Source organism: Streptomyces sp. NPDC054932 (assembly GCF_053610205.1).
On sequence record NZ_JBSGXU010000367.1, the window covers coordinates 1 to 2,497 of the forward strand.

A 2,497-nucleotide genomic window follows, 5' to 3' on the forward strand; every position below is an offset into this window, starting at 1 on the left:
GGTTTGGGGCTTGGGGGGGGCGCGCTTTGGGGGGGGCCCGGGGGGGGTGGGGTCAGCCCAGGGCCTGGGTGAGGTCCGCGATCAGGTCGTCGGCGTTCTCGATGCCGACCGAGACGCGGATCAGGTCCGCCGGGACCTCCAGGGCCGAGCCGGCCACCGACGCGTGCGTCATGCGGCCCGGGTGCTCGATGAGGGACTCGACGCCGCCCAGGGACTCGGCCAGGGTGAAGATCTTGGTGCGGCCGCAGACCGCGACGGCCTCTTCCTCGCCACCGGCGACCTGGAAGGAGATCATGCCGCCGAAGTTGCGCATCTGCTTGGCGGCGACCTCGTGACCCGGGTGCTCGGGCAGGCCCGGGTAGAGGACCTTGGTGACCTTCGGGTGGCGCTTGAGCACCTCGACGATCTTGCCCGCGTTCTCCGCGTGCCGGTCCATGCGCACGGCCAGGGTCTTGATGCCGCGCAGCACGATCCAGGAGTCGAACGGCCCGGCCACCGCACCCATCGCGTTCTGGTGGTAGGCCAGCTCCTCGCCCAGCGCCTCGTCGGCGGCGACCAGCGCGCCGCCGACCACGTCGGAGTGCCCGCCCATGTACTTGGTCAGCGAGTGCACCACCACGTCCGCGCCCAGCGCCAGCGGCTGCTGGAGGTACGGCGAGGCGAAGGTGTTGTCCACGACCAGCTTGGCGCCGGCCGAGCGCGCGATGTCGGCGACCACGGCGATGTCGGTGATGCCGAGCAGCGGGTTGGAGGGGGTCTCGACCCAGATGACCTTCGTCTTCGGGGTCAGGGCCGCCCGTACCGACTCGGGGTCGGAGGTGTCGGCCACCGACCACTCGACGCCCCAGCGAGAGACGACCTTCGCGAAGAGCCGGAAGGTGCCGCCGTACGCGTCGTTCGGGATGACCACGTGGTCGCCGGGCGCGAGCAGGGTGCGCAGCAGGCAGTCCTCGGCGGCCAGTCCGGACGCGAAGGCGAGCCCGCGACGGCCGCCCTCCAGCGCCGCGAGGTTCTCCTCCAGCGCGGTGCGGGTCGGGTTGGCGCTGCGGCTGTACTCGTAACCGCCGCGGAGCCCTCCGACGCCGTCCTGCTTGTAGGTGGAGACCTGGTAGATCGGGGGCACGACCGCGCCGGTCCGCGGGTCCGCCGTGTTGCCCGCGTGGATCGCGCGGGTCTCGAAGCTCTGGTGCTCGTGGCTGTCGTCGCTCATGGTCCGATGCTATGCCCGCCCGGGTTCCGTACCCCTATTGGCCCGGTCCCCCCTCGGTCTGGTTCGCTGGAGGCATGGAGATTCTGTGGTTGGTGTTCGCGATGCTCATGATCGTGTTCATTCTCGGTCCGTACATACGGCGCCGGCGCGGTGGTATCCGCCTGGTCGCGCCGGGCAGCCCCGACGCCGCCGACCCGGCGAACTACGGATTCGACCGGCAGGAAGAGCTCGACATCCGGATCCCCGGGCCCGACCAGGACCTGATGGACGCCCTCGACAACGTGCAGCGCACCGGCCAGTGGCAGGCGGCCTCGCAGCTGCTCGCCGGGACCCCGCTGGAGGGTGAGCGGCGCTGGCAGCGCGTGCAGGCCTTCGGCGGGGCGGCGGCCCTGGAGCTGGCGGCGCAGCCCGGTGTGGGCGCGCAGTGGCTGAAGGCGTGGAAGCTGGACGCGGAGAAGGACCCGGGCGGCGCGCAGGTGCACGCGGAGCTGCTGGTGCAGCAGGCGTGGCGGCACTCGGGCGGGGTCGGCTCCGACGATCACCGGATCATCCTGGAGGAGGCCCTGGAGGCGTGCCGCAAGGCGGCGCTGCTGGCGCCGGGGGATCCGGTCCCGTACATCACGGAACTGGCGATCGCGCGGGGTCTGGCCTATCCGGAGGCGGAATTCGACATGCTGTGGGCGAGGGTCATCGACCGGAACCCGGAGCACATGGGCGCCCATCTCGCGGCGCTGCAGTACTGGTGCGCGAAGTGGCACGGCTCGCGGGAGAAGGCCGACGCCTTCGCGCACGCGGCCGCGGCCCGCGCGCCGCAGGGCTCGCTGCTGGCGGCGCTGCCGCTGTTCGCGCTGCGCGAGAACCAGCCGGACATCGTGCTGAGCCCGAGCTTCTACCGGAGCGCGGTCGTCACGAGGGCGGTGGAGGGCGCGCTGTACGCGGTGCACTCGGCGCGGCAGGACGACCCGATGGTGGCGCACGTACGGCACATGCTGCTGCTGTTCCTGGTCTGCATGGAGCGGTGGGCGGAGGCGATGGAGCAGGTGCGGCACGTGGACGGGTACGTGGGCGCGCTGCCGTGGTCGCAGGCGGAGGACCCGGCCGCGGCGTACGCGGTGTACCGGGCCATGGCGGTGGCGGGGTACGAGGCGAACGGCGGGTCTCCGGCGACCCTGCCGCAGTAGCCCTCCGGGCGGGTTCCGTGGGGGCGGGCGGCCCCGGGCGCCCCCCGCCCCCCCCCCGGCGCCGGGGTGGGGGGGGGGCCCCCCGGCCCGGGGCGGGGTCTTAAAA

The 2,497-nt window shown here is 72.8% G+C and carries 2 protein-coding genes; one reads left to right on the forward strand and one right to left on the reverse strand.

The annotated features are described in order from the left end of the window. Window positions 1–52: 52 nt before the first annotated feature. Window positions 53–1,210: a cystathionine gamma-synthase gene (locus ACWGE1_RS40785; protein WP_453425526.1), complete on the reverse strand. Its 1,158-nt coding sequence runs from the start codon at window positions 1,208–1,210 to the stop codon at window positions 53–55. A 74-nt stretch (window positions 1,211–1,284) separates the two neighbouring features. Between ACWGE1_RS40785 and ACWGE1_RS40790 the strand changes: the two genes are divergently transcribed. Continuing rightward, window positions 1,285–2,391 carry a hypothetical protein gene (locus ACWGE1_RS40790; RefSeq protein ID WP_453425527.1) on the forward strand — a complete coding sequence of 369 codons (1,107 nt, stop codon included), beginning with the start codon at window positions 1,285–1,287 and terminating at the stop codon, window positions 2,389–2,391. Window positions 2,392–2,497: the final 106 nt, after the last annotated feature.

Coding starts and splice junctions, on each gene's coding strand:
- ACWGE1_RS40790 (WP_453425527.1), top strand. CDS start 1,285: ATGGAGATTCTGTGGTTGGTGTTCGCGATGCTCATGATCGTGTTCATT.
- ACWGE1_RS40785 (WP_453425526.1), bottom strand. CDS start 1,210: ATGAGCGACGACAGCCACGAGCACCAGAGCTTCGAGACCCGCGCGATC.